Genomic DNA, 17779 nt, shown 5'->3' on the forward strand with positions numbered 1-17779 from the left:
GCAATGGACACTGCACAGACGCCTTCCCCACTGCAGAGCCCGCAGTTGCGGGCGCTGCTGTTCACCGACCTGTGCGATTCACTGCAGCTGGTCGAACGTATCGGCGACGTCGCCGCGGCCGAGTTCTTCCAGCAGCATGACCGCCTGGTGCTGGGCCTGCAGCAGCACTGGAACGGCCAGCTGATCGATCGTTCCGATGGCTTGTTCGTGCTGTTCGAACGCCCCGTCGATGGCATCGGGTTCGCCCTTTCCTACCAGAGCGCGGTGCATGCGATGGGGCGCGAACGCGGCATCGACCTGCGCGCGCGCGCCGGCCTGCACGTGGGTGACGTGCTGTTGTGGAACAACAGCAGCGAGGCGGTGGCCCACGGCGCAAAACCGGTGGAAGTGGAAGGCCTGGCCAAGCCGATGGCCGCGCGCCTGATGCAGCTGGCGTGGCCCGGCCAGGTGCTGCTGTCCTCGGCCGCCGAGCAGATGGCGCGGCGGGCCGGCAGCGAACTGCCGTGGACGGCGGACGAACTGCGCTGGAAGGACCATGGACTGTGGCGCTTCAAGGGCATCAGTGACCGCCAGCAGGTGTTCGAGGTCGGCATCCGCGGCAGCGCGCCGATGCGCCGGCCGCGTTCGGGTGACAAGGCATGGCGCGATCTGCCGCTGTGGCGGCGCCCAGCGGCGCTGTTCACCGAAGCGGCGCTGGCGGTGGTGCTGGCCGTGGTGATGTGGACCCTGCTGCGGCCGGCGCCGGCCATCGCCTTCGCCGAGCGCGACTGGGTGATCCTGGCAGCGGTGAGCAACAGCACGGGCTACCCGCAGCTGGATTCCAGCCTGGAACAGGCGCTCTACATCAGCCTGGGGCAATCGCGCTTCGTCAACATCCTCAGCGAACTGAAGGTGCGCGATACGCTGCAGCTGATGCAGCGCCCGGCCAACGCACGGCTGGACCGCGCGCTGGCGATCGAGGTCGCGCTGCGCGACGGCGCGCGCGCCGTGCTGATGCCCACCGTGCTCGAGCTCAACGGCAAGGTACGGGTGGGCGTGGAAGTGGTGGATCCTCGCAGCGGGCAGACCGTGTACACCCATTACGCCGATGGCAATGGCCTGGATTCGGTGCTGGCCTCCACCGATACCGTGGTCAAGGCGCTGCGCAGCGACCTGGGCGAAGCGCTGCATGATGTCAGCCGCGAGCAGAAGCCCCTGCCGACCGTGGCGACCGCCAATCTCGATGCGCTGCATGCCTACGCCAAGGGCTCCGATGCGCTGGTGCAGGGGCACTTCGACGATGCGCTGCTGTTCTTCCAGCAGGCCACCCGCCTGGATCCGCAGTTCACCTTCGCCTACATCGGGCAGATGCGGCTGCAGTACGCCATGGGCAATGTCTCGGCGGCCGGCGAACTGTACCGCCAGGCCGTATCCGGGCGCACCCGGCTGAGTGCGCGCGACCAGCTGTACCTGGATGCCTGGGGTGCGGACTTCAGCGGCGCCCCGCCGCAGCGCAGTGCGGAGAAGTGGCGGATGCTGACCCAGCTGTACCCGGACGATCCGGCTGGCTGGATGAATCACGCATTGGCGCTGTTCGCCTATGGCGACTACGACGGCGCACTGGCCGACATGATGCCGCTGCTGGAACGCCATCACGCGCAGCGGGCACTGGTGTTGTCCTTCGTTGGCCGCGTGCAGCTGGCGCGTGGCGAGGTCAAGGCGGCCCTGGCCGCGTTCCAGGAAGCCAGTGCGCAGCCGAACTGGCGTGGCGACATGCTCGAAGCGGTTGCGCTGGCACTGGATGGCGAGCCACAGAAGGCGCGCGAGCGCCATGAAGCCATCACCTCGCGCGGGTTCGCCGGGCGCATGGCCTACAGCGGGCTGCTGGCGCTGCAGGGGCAGGCCACCGAAGCGGCGACCGAGATGGCGCAGGCGGTGGAGCAGTGCGCGAGCGTGCCGGAGCTGTGCGACATCCTGGCGTTGCAGTCGCTGGCCTGGACTGCACAGGCGGGAGGCAGCCGCCCGCGCCAGCAGTACGCGCGGCTGCTGGACCGCACGCTGGCGGCAGTCGGTGAAGGCGTCGGCGCCGCGCCGCGCCATCGCGCCTTCGTCGCGCTGTCGGTGGCCTACCACCTGCAGCGTGCCGGCCTGGATGCCGAGCTGCGCAGCCGTCGGCCTGCACTGGAAGCGCTGGTTGAGCGCAGTACCGATCCGCGGCTGCAGGAACTGTGGCTGCTGCTGCGCGCGCGGGCCGAGCTGGACGCCGGCAGGGCAGAGGCCGCGGCGGCGCTGATGAAGCCGCTGGCCAAGGGCACGCTGTACCAGTGGCATGTGCTGCAGCTGGATGTCGACCGCGCCCTCGGCCGCGATCAGGCCGTGCAGCGCCGGGAACGCTGGTTGCGCCAGCGCACCGGCCTGGCCTTCGCCGAAGATGCCGGTGGCCTGGTCCTGCTGCCGCTGAACGTGGCAGACGCGCGGCGGCTGGCCGATGCGAATGGCCAGCCGCAGGCAGGAACGCCCTGAACGACGATCAGTCCTGCAGCCCCTTCAGGCCGCTTTCGAACATGAAGGGCACGTTGAACGGGCCCGCCACGGCCAGGCGTTCGCTCATCAGTGCTGCCGCCCGCGCAAATTCCTCCTTGCCGCCCAGCGAGTCCAGCGGCGTGTGGCAGGCGGCAAGGGTGTCGGCGTCGGCGCCCAGCGCGATCAGGGCCTTGGCCGGATCGGCGGCAAACGCGGCGCGGAACTCATCGTCACTGGACAGGCGCTTGAGCAGGGTCTGGACCACTTCGGGGGAGAGAGGAGAACGGGACATGATTCACTACCGGCAGGGAGGGGAAAAAAACAATATCGGCGGCGCGCGCAGGGAATTGATGGCGGGAATCGCGCTGCACGCTATGATCGCCAGCCACCTCCGCCCCCGGATGCGCATCGAATGAAGGTCCGTCGCTGCAGGACGATGATCGTCGAGCCGCTGGAGCGTGCGCGTTTCGACCTGGATGCGCTGCTTGCCGGTGGCAGTGGCGTCGGCTTCGAGCATTCGCTGCAGGTGCGTGCGGCGCATCTGCCGACGCCGCGCGCGGTCGATGCGGCCAGCTGCCTGTGGCTGCTCCAGTGCAGCGCAGAGCAGTGGCAGCCGTTGCCGCAGGAGCCGGAGGCCCGGCAACGGGTGCTGGCGCTGCTGGAGCAGGGGCTGCTGGTCAGTGACGATCCGGCGCATGCGGCAGCGGCAGCCGTCGAACAGCAGGTGCGCGACAGCCAGTGGTGGCCGCTGTCGGCGCTGCACTACCAGCACTCGCGCTGGGACGGCGTGGACAGCCTCGGCGACATGGAGCGCAGCCAGCTGGTGACCGCGCAGGACCTGGTGCGCAGCTTCGGCCCGCCGCCCGCGGAAGCACCTGCCCGCCTGCCCGGCGCGTGGCCGTTGCCGCGCTGCGACGACGATCCGATGCAGGCACAGCTGCAGATGCGTGCGACCTGCCGCAACTACGACAGCGCGCGCCCGTTGCCGCTGCCGATGCTGGCCCGGCTGCTGCAGCAGGTGCTGATGGCCCAGGCGCAGGTGGAGACCGGGCCCGGTGTGCGCTTCCTGAAGAAGAACGTGCCATCGGCTGGCAGTCTGCATCCGCTGGAGGCGTACGTGGTGGCGCGCAATGTGCAGGGACTGCCGCCCGGCCTCTATCACTACCACGCCACCGCCCACGAACTCGGTCCGCTGCCGGCGCAGCCCGGCGATCTGGAGGGGTTCTGCCACCGTCTGCTGGCGGGCCAGCACTGGTTCGCCGATGCCCAGGTGCTGTTGATCCTGGCATGCCGCTTCGAGCGCACGTTCTGGAAGTACCGCAGCCACGCCAAGGCGTATCGCGCGGTCACCCTGGATGCCGGTCATGTGTCGCAGGCGATCTACAGCGCGGCGACGGCGCAGGGGCTGGGAGCCTTCGTCACCGCGGCGATCAACGAGGCCGAGGCCGAGCAGGCGCTGGGCCTGCAGCCGATGGCCGAAGGTGTGCTGGCGGTCTGCGGTGCCGGCTGGCGCGCCGCCGCGCAGGTGACGGCAGAGCTGGATCCGCTCGGCCAGGTGTGGCCGGTCACGCGTTGATCGGCAACGCGTGACCGCCCTGGGTCACGCCGTCTCGAAGTCCACCAGCACGGCGCCATCGCCGACCTGGTCGCCGGCCTTGGCGCGGTAGCCCTTCACCGTGCCATCGGCCGGAGCCTGCAGGGTGTGCTCCATCTTCATCGCTTCCAGTACCAGCAGCGGCGTACCACGCGTCACCTGCGTACCGGTCGCCACCAGGGTGGCCACGATCCGGCCGGGCATCGGTGCCAGCAGGCTGCCGGCATCGGCGCCGGCCTGTTCGGATTCACCCACCGGGTCGTGCAGGGTGAAGCGATGCTGGCCGTCGCTGCCGAACAGGTACAGCTGGTCGCCGTCGCGCTGCAGCTGCAGCGGCCAGCGGCGGTCGTCCAGCTGCACGGTCAGCGCCTGGCCATCGGCCTTGCCGACGATGTGCTGCGGGGCGTCGTCGTCGCGCTGCACACGCCAGCCGTCGGCGGTGGTCCACACCTTCATCGCATGCGCGCGTTCGCCCTGCTGCAGCGGCAGCACGCGTGCTGCCGGCGCGCCAAGGCGCCAGCCGTCCTGTGCCTGCCATGGCGAGTGCGGATCGCGTGCATCGGCCGAGGCGGCCGGGGTGCTCACCTGGGCGGCGATCGCCGCCAGCATCCACCACGCCGCGTCACCCTCGGCGATCGCGGTGAGCGCGGCCTGCTCGCGCTCGATCAACGCGGTGTCCAGCTTCGCGTTGGCGAACGAACCGGTCTGCACCAGGCGGCGCAGGAAGCCGGCATTGGTGGTCACGCCCACCACCTGGCAGTCGGCCAGCGCCTGATGCATGCGCCGCAGCGCGGCATCGCGGTCCACGTCCCAGACGATCAGCTTGGCGATCATCGGGTCGTAGTACGGCGTGATGCTGTCGCCTTCCTCCACACCGGTGTCCACCCGCACGTTGGCCGACGGCGTCGGCAGGCGCAGGCGGCGCAGGGTGCCGGTGGACGGCAGGAAGCCACGGTCGGCATCTTCCGCATACAGGCGCGCTTCGATGGCGTGGCCGTGGATGGCCAGTTCATCCTGGCGCATGGGCAGCGGCTGGCCAGCGGCCACGCGCAGCTGCCACTCCACCAGGTCGGTGCCGGTGATGAACTCGGTGACCGGGTGCTCGACCTGCAGGCGGGTGTTCATTTCCATGAAGTAGAAATCGCCGTCGGGACCGGCGATGAACTCGACCGTGCCCGCACCGACGTAGCCCACCGCGCGCGCGGCATCGACCGCCGCCTGGCCCATCGCGGCGCGGCGCTCGGGCGTCATGCCCGGGGCCGGCGCTTCTTCCAGCACCTTCTGGTGGCGTCGCTGCACCGAGCAGTCGCGCTCGAACAGATACACCGCTTCGCCCCGGCCGCCGCCGAACACCTGGATTTCGATATGGCGCGGGCGTTCCACATACTTCTCGACCAGCACGTGGTCGTTGCCGAACGCTGCGGCCGCCTCGCGCTGGCAGCTGGCCAGCGCATCGACGAAGTCCTCGCTGCGCTCGACCTTGCGCATGCCCTTGCCACCGCCGCCGGCGCTGGCCTTGATCAGCACCGGATAGCCGATGCCATCGGCCTGGGCGCGCAGGAATTCCGGCGCCTGCTGGTCGCCGTGGTAGCCCGGCGTCAACGGCACGCCGGCCTTGGCCATCAGTGCCTTGGCAGCGCTCTTGTCACCCATCGCGCGGATCGCGCTGGCCGGCGGGCCGATGAAGGCGATGCCGGCCGCCACGCAGGCGTCGGCGAAGTCGGCGTTCTCGGACAGGAAGCCGTAACCGGGATGGATGGCCTGCGCACCGCTGCGGCGCGCGGCGTCGAGGATGGCATCGGCACGCAGGTAGCTCTCGCGCGCGGCGGCCGGGCCGATGCGGATCGCCTCGTCGGCCAGGCGGACATGGCGCGCGTTGCGGTCGGCGTCGGAATACACCGCGACGGTGGCGATGCCCAGCCGGCGGCAGGTGGCGATGACGCGGCAGGCGATCTCGCCGCGATTGGCGATCAGGACTTTGCTGAACATGGCAACAGACTCGGTCATGGCACGGGTTACATGCGGAACACGCCGAAGCGTGTCTGCTGCGGGGCGGCGTTGAGGCTGGCCGACAGCGCCAGGGCCAGCACGCGGCGGGTGTCGACCGGATCGATCACGCCGTCATCCCACAGGCGCGCGCTGGCGTAGTACGGGTGACCCTGCTGTTCGAACTGGTCGCGGATGGGCGCCTTGAATGCATCTTCCTCCGCCGCCGGCCATTGCCCGCCCTTGGCTTCGATGCCATCACGCTTGACCGTGGCCAGCACGCTCGCCGCCTGCTCACCGCCCATCACGCCGATGCGCGCGTTGGGCCACATCCACAGGAAATTCGGCGAGTATGCGCGGCCGCACATGCCGTAGTTGCCGGCACCGAACGAGCCACCGATGACCACGGTGAACTTGGGGACCCTGGCGCAGGCCACCGCCATCACCAGCTTGGCGCCGTCCTTGGCGATGCCGCCCTGTTCGTACTTGCGGCCGACCATGAAGCCGGTGATGTTCTGCAGGAACACCAGCGGAATGTTGCGCTGGGTGCACAGCTCGATGAAGTGCGCGCCCTTCAGTGCCGACTCGGAGAACAGGATGCCGTTGTTGGCGATGATGCCGATCGGGTAGCCGTTCAGATGGGCGAAGCCGGTGACCAGGGTGGCGCCGTAGCGCGGCTTGAACTCATCGAAGCGCGAGCCATCGACCAGCCGCGCGATCACTTCGCGCACGTCGTAGGGCTTGCGCGTATCGGCCGGGATCACGCCATACAGCTCGTGCGCCGGCAGCAGCGGTTCCTCGCTGGCCTGCACCGCCATTGCCGGTTCCGGCTTGCGCCAGTTCAGCTGCGCGATGATCGCGCGCACCCGCGCCAGTGCCTGCAGGTCGTTGTCGGCCATGTGATCGGCCACGCCGGAGATGCGCGTGTGCACATCGGCGCCGCCCAGCTCTTCAGCAGTCACCACCTCACCGGTGGCGGCCTTCACCAGCGGTGGGCCGCCGAGGAAGATCGTGCCCTGTTCGCGCACGATCACCGTTTCATCGCTCATCGCCGGCACGTAGGCGCCACCGGCGGTGCAGCTGCCCATCACGCAGGCGATCTGCGGAATGCCCTGCGCCGACAGGTTGGCCTGGTTGTAGAAGATGCGGCCGAAGTGATCGCGGTCGGGGAACACCTCGTCCTGCAGCGGCAGGAAGGCGCCACCGGAATCGACCAGGTAGATGCACGGCAGGTGGTTCTGCTCGGCGATCTCCTGCGCGCGCAGGTGCTTCTTGACCGTCATCGGGTAATAGGTGCCGCCCTTGACCGTGGCGTCGTTGGCCACGATCACGCATTCGACACCGCTGACCCGGCCGATGCCGGCCACCACGCCCGCGGCGGGCACGGCGTCTTCGTACATGCCGTGCGCGGCCAGCGGCGCGATCTCCAGGAAGGCGCTGCCGGGGTCGAGCAGGGCGTCGATGCGGTCGCGCACCAGCAGCTTGCCGCGTGCGGTGTGCTTGGCGCGCGCGGCGTCGTTGCCCCCCAGCGCGGTGCGCGCGAGGGTGGCGTGCAGGTCGTCGACCACGGCCTGCATCGCCGCGCGGTTGCTTTCAAATGTTTCGCTGCCCGGTTGCAGCTGGCTGTTCAGGACGGTCATCGCGGTAGCCTTACAGGGTGCGCTGGAACAGTTCGCGGCCGATCAGCATGCGGCGGATCTCAGAGGTGCCGGCGCCGATCTCATACAGCTTGGCGTCGCGCCACAAGCGGCCAGTCGGGTACTCGTTGATGTAGCCGTTGCCTCCGAGGATCTGGATTGCCTGGCCGGTCAGCCAGGTTGCCTTCTCGGCGGCATACAGGATCGCACCGGCGGCATCCTGGCGGGTGGTGCGGCCCTGGTCGCAGGCGCGTGCCACGGCATACACATACGCGCGGCAGGCGCCGAGGCCGACATACATGTCGGCGATCTTGGCCTGGATCAGCTGGAAGCTGCCGATCGGTTCGCCGAACTGGTGGCGTTCGTGCACGTACGGCATCACCACGTCCATCGCCGCCGCCATCAGCCCCAGCGGGCCACCGGACAGCACCACGCGCTCATAGTCCAGGCCGGACATCAGCACGCGCACGCCCCCGCCGACCGCACCCAGCACGTTCTCTTCGGGAATCTCGCAGTCCTGGAACACCAGTTCGCAGGTGGGCGAGGAGCGCATGCCCAGCTTGTCCAGCTTCTGCGCGGTGGAGAAACCCTTCATGCCCTTCTCGACCAGGAACGCGGTGATGCCCTTGGCGCCGGCGTCCATGTCGGTCTTGGCGTAGACCACCAGCACGTCGGCATCGGGGCCGTTGGTGATCCACATCTTGTTGCCGTTGAGCACATAGCGGTCGCCGCGCTTGTCCGCGCGCAGCTTCATCGACACCACGTCCGAGCCGGCGCCCGGCTCGCTCATCGCCAGCGCACCGACCTTGGCGCCGCTGCACAGGTCGGGCAGGAAGCGCTGCTTCTGCGCCTCGCTGCCGTTCTTGCGCAGCTGGTTCACGCACAGGTTCGAATGCGCGCCGTAGGACAGGCCGATGCCGCCCGAGGCACGCGAGATTTCCTCCATCGCCACCACGTGGGCCAGGTAGCCCATGCCGGTGCCGCCGTATGCTTCTTCCACGGTGAGCCCGAGCAGGCCCTGTTCGCCCAGCTTGGGCCACAGTGCCAGCGGGAACTGGTTGGTGGCGTCGGCCTCGGCGGCCAGCGGCGCGATCTCGGCAGCGGCAAAATGGGCCACGCTCTGGCGCAGCAGATCGATCTCTTCGCCGAGATCGAAGTTCAGGGATGGCACGTGCATTGCGGTGGCTCCACAAGGGAAGGTGGGGGAATGGACGCACCCGGAAGGGGGAGCGGACGCTGTTGACGGCAGCAGTCCGCGCGGGCGATGGCCCAGCGTAGCGGGGTTCGGACAAGAAGTGAATACAAATTCAAAAATTGAAACTAGAATCAGAACATGGCCTACAAACGCTCTGCATTGATGGAAGAACGCCTGGCCGGGGCCCGTGAACGGATCCTGCTGGCGACCCGCGAACTGGTCGCCGCCGGCGGCTGGCGCAACGCCCCGGTGACCGCCGTGGCCACCCAGGCCGGGGTATCCACCGGGCTGATCTACCGGCACTTCCCGTCCAAGGCCGAGCTGTTCGTGGAGGTGCTCAACGCCGCCGTGGCCCACGAGGTGGCGATCATGGAACGCATCGCCAGCGGCCCCGAGGCGGCCAGCGAGCGCCTGCGCCTGGCGATCACCGCCTTTGTCCGCCGCGCCCTGGCCGGGCCAGGCCTGGCCCATGCCTTCATCGTCGAACCGGTCGATCCGGATGTGGAGGCCGAGCGCATGCGTGGCCGCCGCGCGTTCGGCGACGTGTTCCTGCGCCTGGTGGAAGAGGGCGTGGCGGCCGGCGAGCTGCCCGCGCAGGACGCGCACGCCACCGCCGCCTGCCTGGTCGGTGCCTTCACCGAGGCGATGGTGGGACCGACCGCCCCCAGCCGCGAAGCCCATCGCGACGAAGGCGCGCTGGTGGACGCGATCTGCAGCTTCTGCCTGCGCGCGATCGGTGCGCCCGTAAACCAGTAGCGCCGGGCCATGCCCGGCGGCTCTTGCCGCGCTGCACGCTCGCCGGGCGCGGCCCGGCGCTGCCCGCATGCGGCCACGGCCGCATGCTGCGCCGCACCAGCTGCGATGCCTGTTGTCGCGCGCGGAGGGCGTTCTATACTCGGCCCATCACGCAGTCGCTCAGCCGTGGTCCATCGACTACCAGCCAGGGGTAACGAAGAGTGCGGAATTACGATCTGGAGTTCCTGAAACGCTTCTCCATGGTGATCGCGCTGTTGATGGCCATCACTCTCGGCCTGATCCTCCTTGCCGCGTTCATCCATACCCGGATTCCGCCCGAGGTGTCGCCCACCGCGGTCAAGCGCACCGAACAGCGCATCTCGCCTACCGGCGCGGTCTATGCCGGCAGCACCGGCGCCGCCGCGCAGGCCGCCGCCAAGGCCGCGGCGCTGGCCAAGGCCGCCTCGCAGGTGGCCTACGGCGGCACCAAGGACGGCAAGGTCATCTTCGACAACCTGTGCACGGCCTGCCATACCACCGGCGTGGGCATGGCGCCGACGCTGGACCACTCGCACTGGGACAAGCGCATCGCGCAGGGCAAGGACACCCTCTACAAGCACGCCATCGAGGGCTACACCGGCCCGGATGGCGGCATCATGCCGCCCAAGGGCGGCAACCCGGCGCTGACCGAGGAGCAGATCCACGCCACCGTGGACTGGATGCTGGGCAACCTCAAGTAACGGCTCGTGCCGGCCAGCGGCCGGCTCTGCCTTTGCCTACCGAGGCCGGATCCCGGCCAGCAAGCGGCGCTGCACATTTCGGGGTTAGTCTGTGCGCCCCTTTCGTGGAGTCGCCCGTCGATGCGCCGCCGTTCCCTCGCCCTTGCCCTGTCTCTGCTGCTGCCGGCCGCCGCGTTCGCCCAGGCCCAGCCGCAGGCCGCGCCGACCGCGGATCCGGCCGCGCGCGGCAGCGCCACCGTGGTGCTCACCGCGGCACCCGCCGACTGGCGCACACTGGACGGGCAGCACGTGCGCATCGCCGCGCCGCTCACGCTGGCGGGAACCGATGGCCTGGAACGCTTCGGCCAGCTCACCGTCGCCTTCGATGGCCGCCTGTGGCAGCCGACCGAGGTGGCCGCACCGGGCACCGCGGGCAGTGAGCAGGTGATGGCCGACAACCAGCGCCGCCGCCTGCTGCTGGATGACGGCAGCGATGCCCGCGACCCCGGCAGCGTGGCTTATCTGCCGGGCAATCCGGTGCTGCGTACCGGCATGCAGCTGCGCAACGTGGAAGGCACCGTGCGCGTGGACGCGCAGGGCCGTGCCCGCCTGCAGGTGGACGGCGCGTTGCAGGTGCCGGAACTGCAGCGCCCGCCGGTGCCGCAGGTGCCGGGCAGCCTGCAGATCGCCGCGTTCAACCTGGAGAACTTCTTCAATGGTGATGGCCAGGGCGGCGGCTTCCCGACCCTGCGCGGCGCGCGCACGCTGGATGAGCACAAGGCGCAGGTCGCCAAGCTGGTGGCCACCATCAGCGCCCTCGATACTGATATCGCCGCGCTGATGGAACTGGAAAACGACGGCTACGGTCCGCAGTCGGCCATCGCCGAACTTCTGGCCGCGCTCAATGCACTGCCGCGCACCGACCCGAACGACGAATGGGTGGCGGTTGATCCGGGTGAAGGCCCGGGCACCAATCCGATCCGGGTCGGCATCATCTACAAGCGTGGGTCGTTCAAGCCGCTGGGCAAGCCGCTGACCCGGATCGATGGCCCGTTTGCCGAGCACAGCCGCGCGCCGCTGGCGCAGGCCTTCCAGGGCAAGGGCGCGCCGTTCATGGTGGTGGCCAACCACTTCAAGTCGAAGGGCTGCCGCGATGCCAGCGGTGCCGATGCCGACCAGAACGATGGCCAGGGCTGCTGGAACGCCACCCGCGTGGAATCGGCGCGCCAGCTCAACCAATGGGTGAATGCCGAAGCCGCGCGCCTGAAGGTGAAGGACATCGTGCTGCTGGGCGACTTCAATGCCTACGCGATGGAAGATCCCATCCGCACCCTGCATGACCTGGGCTGGCAGGACGCATTCAAGGTGGCCCGGGTCGAACAGCCCTACAGCTATGTCTACAACGGCTACAGCGGCCGCCTCGACCACGCGTTGCTGAGCCCGGCCATGGCCCGGCGCCTGGCCGGCGCCGCCGAATGGCACAGCAATGCCGATGAGCAGGAGGCCAGCGGATACCAGGGCCGCAACGTGCAGGGCCCATGGCGCAGTTCCGACCACGACCCGCTGCTGCTGGGTTTCGACCGGTAACGTCCGCCGGGCATGGCCCGGCGCTACCGGTGGTGGTGCGTTGGTTGAATGGGTAGCGCCGGGCCATGCCCGGCGGGCTTTCAGCCCCAGGCGATCAATCCGATCGCCAGCACCGCCAGCGCCAGGCCCGCGCGGTTCCAGCGGGTGGTCGGTTCGCCGAAGGCGAACATGCCCACCAGCGCACCCAGCACCACCACGCCGATGTTCATGCCGGCAAACACGGTGGCCGGGCTGTCCGGCATCGCCTGGTGCGCATGCACGTAAAACAGGATGTTGCCGCCATTGAGCAGGCCCAGCAGTGCGCCGGCGCCCAGATTGCGCCAGGCCAGCCGGCTGCGGCCGCGGGCATGCCGCCACAGCTGCAGCACCAGCATCAGCACGAAGGCCACGCTGAAGCTGGCCAGCACCGCCGCCATCGACGGCGTGCCCGACAGCGCCACCTGCTTGAGCAGCACATCGACCACCGCGAAGCCGGCCCATACGCCCAGCAGCCAGCCCCAGCCGCCGGTGGTCGTTGCCGCCGCCGGCCCGCGCGGGCGCAGGCTGATCGCCACCATCGCCAGCAGGCCCAGGCCCAGCCCGACCAGCTTCCACGGTGTGGCGGTCTGGCCGAAGAACAGGAAGGCTGCCGCCAGCGACAGCAGCAACGACAAGCGCTGCGCCACGTCGCTGCGGACGATGCCGGCCACGGCCACCGCCCGCCCCAGCACCAGGAAGATCGACGGCAGCACCACCGCCAGCGCCAGCAGTGCCAGCCACGGCGCATGCGGTGCACGCAGCGCCTCCAGCGGTGGCTGCAGCACCACGGCCGTCATCGCTGCGGCCACCAGGTAGTTCCAGGTGACCATCTGCGCGACATCCAGCGGGCGGCGGGCTGCCAGCTTCAACAGCACCGAGACCAACACGCTGCAGATCACGGCCAGGGACAGGTAGAGCATGGGGCGGGCACAGGGCAGGGGCGGGGGACGCTATCATGGTGCCATGCACAAGCCCTCGTTCCCTGTCGCCGCTGGCGAAACTGCATGCCTGGTGCTGGATGGCCCGGTTGGTCCGCTGGAAGTGGTCGTCGACCTGCCCAAGGCCGATGTGCCGGTGCAGCCGATCGTGGCCATCGTCTGCCACCCGCTGTCCACCGAAGGCGGCACCCTGCACAACAAGGTCGTCACCATGACCGCCAACAGCCTGCGTGAGCTGGGCGTGGCGACGGTGCGCTTCAACTTCCGCAGCGTTGGCGGCTCGGCCGGTACCTTCGACCACGGTGTGGGCGAGCAGGACGACCTGAAAGCGGTCGCCGCCTGGGTGCGGACGCAACGCCCGGATGACCGCCTGTGGCTGGCCGGTTTCAGCTTCGGTGCGTTCGTGTCGCTGAAGGCCGCCGCCGAACTGCAGCCCGAGGCACTGATCTCGATCGCGCCGCCGGCCGGCCGCTGGGACTTCGATGGCGTGCAGCCGCCGGCCCGCTGGCTGGTGATCCAGGGCGAGCAGGATGAAATCGTTGACCCGCAGGCCGTCTACCAGTGGCTGGACAGCGTGGATGCCCCGCACGAGCTGGTGCGCATGCCCGAGACCAGCCACTTCTTCCACCGCAAGCTGATCGACCTGCGCGGTGCACTGACCCACGGCGTCAAGCACTGGCTGGGCGCGGCGGCATGAGCGCACCCGAGTTGATCCCGTCGCAGCGCTACGCGGCGGGGGTTGCCAGCGGCGACTGGCAGGACGACCCGGCCCAGCATGCGGCCCTGGCCGAGCTGGACCGGATCCATCTGGGCCTGGTGGACAGCGCCGAGGACGGCTGGCTCGACCGCCTGTCCTCGTTCTGGAAGAAGCCCGAGCCGGTCAAGGGCCTGTACTTCTGGGGCGGCGTCGGCCGCGGCAAGACCTTCCTGGTCGACCTGTTCTACGACGGGCTGCCGATCAAGCAGAAGTACCGCACGCATTTCCATCGTTTCATGCGCAGCGTCCACGAGCGCCTGCGCGAGCACCAGGGGCAGAGCGACCCGCTGGCGAAGATCGCCCAGGAGTGGCGCAGCAACCTGCGCGTGCTGGTGCTGGACGAGTTCTTCGTCACCGACATCGGCGACGCCATGCTGCTGGCGCGCCTGCTGGAACGGATGTTCGCCGAGGGCGTGACCCTGGTCACCACCTCCAACACGGCGGTGGAGAACCTGTACCTCAACGGCCTGCAGCGCGAGAGCTTCCTGCCGGCCATCGGCCTGCTGCAGCGCTTCTGCGTCGAGCTGTACGCCGAGGGCACCGAGGACTACCGCATGCGCGCGCTGACCCGCTCGCCGGTGTACCGCGCGCCGCTGTCCGCCGACAGCGACGACTGGCTGGCCACGCGCTGGAACGAGCTCAGCGGCGGGCAGGCGGCCAAGGCCGGCAACATCCAGATCGAAGGCCGCAAGATTCCCGTCCGTGGCCGCGGCAAGAGCATTGCCTGGTTCGATTTCCCGGCGCTGTGCGAGGGCCCGCGTGGGCCCTCGGATTACATCGAGATCGCCCACGAGTTCAACACGGTGCTGCTGGGCGGCATTCCCGCCTTCGATCGGTTGAACGAGGATGCGGCGCGCCGCTTCGTCAACCTGATCGACGAGCTGTACGACCGCCACGTCAACCTGGTCTGCACCGCCAGCACCTCACCGGTGGAGCTGTACACCGGCACCCGCCTGCAGGGCGCCTTCGAGCGCACTGCCTCGCGCCTGATCGAAATGCAGAGCGCCGAGTACCTGGGTACCCCGCACCGGGCGTGAGCCCCCGGCTCGCGCCGGCCGCTGGCCGGCACGGGCGCTGCGCCCCGCCTGCGCTGGCCGGCCGTCGCAACCGCCGGTCCACCGGCTGCCCACCGGCTGCCCACCACCTATCCACAGGGTTGTCCCTGGCCAGTTTCATCACTGTCATGTGAAGCTGTCATCGTTCCGCTGGTGGGGCGCTGATTGCCACCGCAGCGACGCTTTTCGGGCTTGACTGCGCAGCCCGTTCCAGCAGGTCCAAAGCGTCCAAACCCGGCGCCGATGGCACGATCCTTGCGGCGCAAGGGATTGCCGAATTTCACTACATTTGGCGTTGACGGGTCCAACTACCCCCACTATCTTGTGGCTGTCGGTTGCGGCGACCCCCTGTCGCCGGGTTCACGGGAGATCGCCAGGACCCGTGCGGTCAGGGCAGATCCGCCCCCCGCGGTACCCGTCCACAACCGCCGACGGCAGCGGCAGGCGCAAGGTCTCACCCCCTGCGACACCGAACTGCCACCCTGGGCTGTCATGTCCCGGGCTGCGTCACCCGATGCTCCGAGCCACTACCCATCACGCCAAGAGGACACACGCCGTGACCACCGAGACCAGCGCCACCATCGAAAAGGAAAACGAGTTCCTGTTGACGTCGCCGCCGACGGCCAACGCGATGAGTGTGACCAAGCGCAACGGCACGACCGAACTGGTGGATCTGAACAAGATCGTGCGCGCGGTGCAGCGTTCCTCCGAAGGCCTGCACGCCGTCGATCCGATGCGCGTGGCCACGCGCACCATTTCCGGCCTGTACAACGGTGCCACCACCCGCGAGCTGGACGAACTGTCCATCCGTACCGCCGCCCTGCTGATCGGTGAAGAGCCGGAGTACGGCCGCCTTGCCGCGCGCCTGCTGGCCAACTACATCGCCAAGGAAGTGTCGGGCCAGGAGATCTACGCCTTCTCGCAGTCGGTCGGCCGTGGCCACGAAGTGGGCCTGATCAACGACCGCCTGCTGAACTTCGTGCAGACCAACGCGCGCAAGCTCAACGATGCCATCGATGCATCGCTGGACCTGAACTTCGACTACTTCGGCCTGCGTACCCTGTACGACCGCTACCTGCTGCGCCATCCGCACACCCGCAAGGTGATCGAGACCCCGCAGCAGTTCTTCCTGCGCATCGCCAGCGCGCTCAGCGAGGACGTGCCGGAAACCCTGGCGCTGTACAAGCGCATGGGCAACCTGGACTACCTGCCGTCCAGCCCGACCCTGTTCAACTCGGGTACCACCCACGAGCAGCTGTCCTCGTGCTTCCTGCTGGACTCGCCGCAGGACTCGCTGGAGTCGATCTATTCCAAGTACGGCGACATCGCGCAGCTGTCCAAGTTCTCCGGCGGCATCGGCGTCAGCTACACCCGCGTGCGTTCGCGTGGTTCGCTGATCAAGTCGACCAACGGCCACTCCAACGGCATCGTGCCGTGGCTGAAGACCATGGATTCGTCGGTGGCGGCGGTGAACCAGGGCGGCAAGCGCAAGGGCGCGGCCTGCGTGTACCTGGAAACCTGGCACGCCGACATCGAGGACTTCCTCGAGCTGCGTGACAACACCGGCGACGAATCGCGCCGTGCGCACAACCTGAACCTGGCCAACTGGATCCCGGACCTGTTCATGAAGCGCGTCGAGGCCGACCAGGAATGGTCGCTGTTCGATCCGCGCGTGGTGCCCGAGTTCACCGACCTGTTCGGTGAAGCCTTCGAAGCTGCCTACCTGCAGGCCGAAGCACAGGGCAAGGCCAACCGCACCATTTCCGCGCGCAAGCTGTACTCGCGGATGATGCGCACGCTGGCCGAGACCGGCAACGGTTGGATGACCTTCAAGGACAAGTGCAACCGCGCCAGCAACCAGACCCTGCGCCCGGGCAACGTGATCCACCTGTCCAACCTGTGCACCGAGATCCTGGAAGTCACCTCGGCCGAAGAAACCGCGGTGTGCAACCTGGGTTCGATCAACCTGGGCAACCACTTCGACGGCAACGGCGAGTTCGATTTCGACAAGCTGGCCGACACCGTGCGCCTGGCCGTGCGCCAGCTCGACCGCGTGATCGACCTGAACTTCTACCCGATCGAATCGGCACGCCGCGGCAACCTGCGCTGGCGTCCGGTCGGCCTGGGCTGCATGGGCCTGCAGGACGTGTTCTTCCGCAAGCGCCTGCCGTTCGACAGCGCCGAAGCCCGCGCGCTGTCGAAGAAGATTGCCGAGACCATCTACTTCCACGCGCTGGAAACCTCGGTGGAACTGGCCCAGGAGCGCGGCAAGCACCCGTCCTTCGCCGACACCCGTGCGGCCAGCGGCGAGCTGCAGTTCGACGCCTGGAACGTGGTGCCCGAGGACAGCGCGCGCTGGGATGCCCTGCGCGAGCGCATCAAGGAGCACGGCCTGCGCAACTCGCTGATGATCGCGATCGCGCCGACCGCGACCATCGCATCGATCGCCGGCTGCTACGAGTGCGTGGAACCGCAGGTGTCCAACCTGTTCAAGCGCGAGACCCTGTCCGGTGACTTCCTGCAGGTGAACCGTTACCTGGTGAACGAGCTGAAGAAGCTGGGCCACTGGACGCCGGAAATGCGCGATGCGATCAAGCTGGCCGAAGGTTCGATCCAGGGCCTGACCCAGATCCCGGAAACCCTGCGCAACGTGTACCGCACCGCGTGGGAGCTGCCGATGCGTTCGCTGATCGACATGGCGGCCGACCGTGGCGCCTTCATCGACCAGTCCGCCTCGCTCAACCTGTTCATGGAAAGCCCGAGCATCGGTGCGATGTCGTCCATGTACATGTACGCCTGGAAGCAGGGCATCAAGACCACCTACTACCTGCGTTCGCGTCCGGCCACCAAGATTGCCAAGACCACGGTCAGCCATGCCGCCAACGCCGGCCCGGAGAAGGTGTTCAGCCCGGAAGAGGCGATTGCCTGCTCGCTGGAGAACCCGGAAGCCTGCGAGGCCTGCCAGTAAGCGTGGCCGTGCCGGTCTTTGGCCGGCACACCCCTCTGTCGAGTCGAGCCATGCTCGACTGCAGAAAACACCAAGGTAGCGCCGGGCC

General features: G+C 68.6%; 14 protein-coding genes. 9 read left to right on the forward strand and 5 right to left on the reverse strand.

Features of this window, described 5'->3' with window-relative positions; genetic code table 11:
• The first annotated feature begins 3 nt into the window (after window positions 1-3).
• A complete protein-coding gene (locus Q5Z10_RS01065) occupies window positions 4-2502 on the forward strand; it encodes a putative peptide modification system cyclase (RefSeq protein ID WP_303637516.1) in 2499 nt (832 codons plus the stop codon).
• Window positions 2503-2509: 7 nt separating this feature from the next.
• On the opposite strand, the gene Q5Z10_RS01070 is transcribed toward Q5Z10_RS01065, so the two are convergent.
• A complete protein-coding gene (locus Q5Z10_RS01070; protein ID WP_303637517.1) occupies window positions 2510-2794 on the reverse strand; it encodes an NHLP-related RiPP peptide in 285 nt (94 codons plus the stop codon).
• Between Q5Z10_RS01070 and Q5Z10_RS01075 the strand changes: the two genes are divergently transcribed.
• Window positions 2793-2918: a hypothetical protein gene (locus tag Q5Z10_RS01075; protein WP_303637518.1), complete on the forward strand. Its 126-nt coding sequence runs from the start codon at window positions 2793-2795 to the stop codon at window positions 2916-2918. The two genes, Q5Z10_RS01070 and Q5Z10_RS01075, sit on opposite strands and share 2 nt — an antisense overlap.
• On the forward strand, window positions 2915-4078 hold the full coding sequence (locus Q5Z10_RS01080) for a putative peptide maturation dehydrogenase (RefSeq protein WP_303637519.1): 1164 nt from the start codon (window positions 2915-2917) through the stop codon (window positions 4076-4078). Before Q5Z10_RS01075 ends, Q5Z10_RS01080 begins: the two co-directional genes overlap by 4 nt.
• A 24-nt stretch (window positions 4079-4102) precedes the next feature.
• On the opposite strand, the gene Q5Z10_RS01085 is transcribed toward Q5Z10_RS01080, so the two are convergent.
• The 3 genes from Q5Z10_RS01085 to Q5Z10_RS01095 are packed head-to-tail and all read right to left on the reverse strand — an operon-like array spanning window position 4103 to window position 8896.
• Entirely contained in the window at window positions 4103-6103 is a 2001-nt protein-coding gene (locus Q5Z10_RS01085) for an acetyl/propionyl/methylcrotonyl-CoA carboxylase subunit alpha (RefSeq protein ID WP_442758932.1), read from the reverse strand.
• Window positions 6104-6111: 8 nt separating this feature from the next.
• Window positions 6112-7722 carry a carboxyl transferase domain-containing protein gene (locus Q5Z10_RS01090; RefSeq protein WP_303637521.1) on the reverse strand — a complete coding sequence of 537 codons (1611 nt, stop codon included), beginning with the start codon at window positions 7720-7722 and terminating at the stop codon, window positions 6112-6114.
• A 10-nt stretch (window positions 7723-7732) separates the two neighbouring features.
• Window positions 7733-8896 carry an isovaleryl-CoA dehydrogenase gene (locus Q5Z10_RS01095; RefSeq protein ID WP_303637522.1) on the reverse strand — a complete coding sequence of 388 codons (1164 nt, stop codon included), beginning with the start codon at window positions 8894-8896 and terminating at the stop codon, window positions 7733-7735.
• 156 nt (window positions 8897-9052) lie between these two features.
• On the opposite strand from Q5Z10_RS01095, the gene Q5Z10_RS01100 reads away from it, so the two are divergent.
• The 3 genes from Q5Z10_RS01100 to Q5Z10_RS01110 all read left to right on the forward strand — a co-directional run bounded on the left by Q5Z10_RS01100 (window position 9053) and on the right by Q5Z10_RS01110 (window position 11955).
• On the forward strand, window positions 9053-9670 hold the full coding sequence (locus tag Q5Z10_RS01100) for a TetR/AcrR family transcriptional regulator (RefSeq protein WP_303637523.1): 618 nt from the start codon (window positions 9053-9055) through the stop codon (window positions 9668-9670).
• Window positions 9671-9870: 200 nt separating this feature from the next.
• Window positions 9871-10389 (forward strand): c-type cytochrome, encoded by a 519-nt coding sequence (locus tag Q5Z10_RS01105; RefSeq protein ID WP_303637524.1) that lies wholly within the window; start codon window positions 9871-9873, stop codon window positions 10387-10389.
• Between the two features lie 120 nt (window positions 10390-10509).
• A complete protein-coding gene (locus Q5Z10_RS01110; RefSeq protein ID WP_303637525.1) occupies window positions 10510-11955 on the forward strand; it encodes an ExeM/NucH family extracellular endonuclease in 1446 nt (481 codons plus the stop codon).
• A gap of 80 nt (window positions 11956-12035) precedes the next feature.
• On the opposite strand, the gene Q5Z10_RS01115 is transcribed toward Q5Z10_RS01110, so the two are convergent.
• Window positions 12036-12893 (reverse strand): EamA family transporter, encoded by an 858-nt coding sequence (locus Q5Z10_RS01115; RefSeq protein ID WP_303637526.1) that lies wholly within the window; start codon window positions 12891-12893, stop codon window positions 12036-12038.
• A gap of 43 nt (window positions 12894-12936) precedes the next feature.
• Between Q5Z10_RS01115 and Q5Z10_RS01120 the strand changes: the two genes are divergently transcribed.
• The 3 genes from Q5Z10_RS01120 to Q5Z10_RS01130 all read left to right on the forward strand — a co-directional run bounded on the left by Q5Z10_RS01120 (window position 12937) and on the right by Q5Z10_RS01130 (window position 17691).
• A complete protein-coding gene (locus tag Q5Z10_RS01120) occupies window positions 12937-13608 on the forward strand; it encodes an alpha/beta hydrolase (protein WP_303637527.1) in 672 nt (223 codons plus the stop codon).
• Complete coding sequence (gene zapE / locus Q5Z10_RS01125) at window positions 13605-14705, forward strand: cell division protein ZapE (RefSeq protein ID WP_303637528.1); 1101 nt, start codon at window positions 13605-13607, stop codon at window positions 14703-14705. Before Q5Z10_RS01120 ends, zapE begins: the two co-directional genes overlap by 4 nt.
• A 574-nt stretch (window positions 14706-15279) precedes the next feature.
• Window positions 15280-17691, forward strand: coding sequence for a ribonucleoside-diphosphate reductase subunit alpha (locus Q5Z10_RS01130; protein WP_303637529.1), 2412 nt, complete (start codon window positions 15280-15282; stop codon window positions 17689-17691).
• Window positions 17692-17779: the final 88 nt, after the last annotated feature.

Source organism: Stenotrophomonas sp. 704A1 (assembly GCF_030549525.1).
Classification (GTDB): Bacteria; Pseudomonadota; Gammaproteobacteria; order Xanthomonadales; family Xanthomonadaceae; genus Stenotrophomonas; species Stenotrophomonas tuberculopleuritidis.

Excerpts from the sequence above, each read along its gene's own strand:
- Q5Z10_RS01065 (WP_303637516.1), top strand. The coding sequence starts at position 4 with ATGGACACTGCACAGACGCCTTCCCCACTGCAGAGCCCGCAGTTGCGG.
- Q5Z10_RS01075 (WP_303637518.1), top strand. The coding sequence starts at position 2,793 with ATGATTCACTACCGGCAGGGAGGGGAAAAAAACAATATCGGCGGCGCG.
- Q5Z10_RS01070 (WP_303637517.1), bottom strand. The coding sequence starts at position 2,794 with ATGTCCCGTTCTCCTCTCTCCCCCGAAGTGGTCCAGACCCTGCTCAAG.
- Q5Z10_RS01080 (WP_303637519.1), top strand. The coding sequence starts at position 2,915 with ATGAAGGTCCGTCGCTGCAGGACGATGATCGTCGAGCCGCTGGAGCGT.
- Q5Z10_RS01085 (WP_442758932.1), bottom strand. The coding sequence starts at position 6,103 with ATGACCGAGTCTGTTGCCATGTTCAGCAAAGTCCTGATCGCCAATCGC.
- Q5Z10_RS01090 (WP_303637521.1), bottom strand. The coding sequence starts at position 7,722 with ATGACCGTCCTGAACAGCCAGCTGCAACCGGGCAGCGAAACATTTGAA.
- Q5Z10_RS01095 (WP_303637522.1), bottom strand. The coding sequence starts at position 8,896 with ATGCACGTGCCATCCCTGAACTTCGATCTCGGCGAAGAGATCGATCTG.
- Q5Z10_RS01100 (WP_303637523.1), top strand. The coding sequence starts at position 9,053 with ATGGCCTACAAACGCTCTGCATTGATGGAAGAACGCCTGGCCGGGGCC.
- Q5Z10_RS01110 (WP_303637525.1), top strand. The coding sequence starts at position 10,510 with ATGCGCCGCCGTTCCCTCGCCCTTGCCCTGTCTCTGCTGCTGCCGGCC.
- Q5Z10_RS01115 (WP_303637526.1), bottom strand. The coding sequence starts at position 12,893 with ATGCTCTACCTGTCCCTGGCCGTGATCTGCAGCGTGTTGGTCTCGGTG.
- Q5Z10_RS01120 (WP_303637527.1), top strand. The coding sequence starts at position 12,937 with ATGCACAAGCCCTCGTTCCCTGTCGCCGCTGGCGAAACTGCATGCCTG.
- zapE (WP_303637528.1), top strand. The coding sequence starts at position 13,605 with ATGAGCGCACCCGAGTTGATCCCGTCGCAGCGCTACGCGGCGGGGGTT.